At 61.0% G+C, this 218-nt stretch carries 1 protein-coding gene; it reads left to right on the top strand.

Translation table 11 applies throughout. The annotated features are described in order from the left end of the window. A partial coding sequence (locus AC4IHP_RS27950; protein WP_490833299.1) for an immunoglobulin-like domain-containing protein occupies positions 1–218 on the top strand: 218 nt, incomplete at both ends.

Below are 218 nucleotides of genomic sequence, written 5' to 3'. Positions count from 1 at the left end.
CTGACCCTGACCGCGACCAACAACGTCGTTGAAGGCGGACAGATCACTTACACCGCGACGCTGACTAATCCAGCCCAGACGCCGGTAACCGTCACCCTGTCCAACGGCTCGACCATCACCATTGCGGCTGGCGAAACCGTCGGCACCGTGAACGTGCCGACTGCGGCCAATGACGTTTACAACAATGGCAGCACCGTCAGCACCACGATCACTGGCGC

It is taken from the genome of Pseudomonas sp. UF-293 (assembly GCF_058245595.1).
This window is presented reverse-complemented; position numbering and strand designations above follow the sequence as displayed.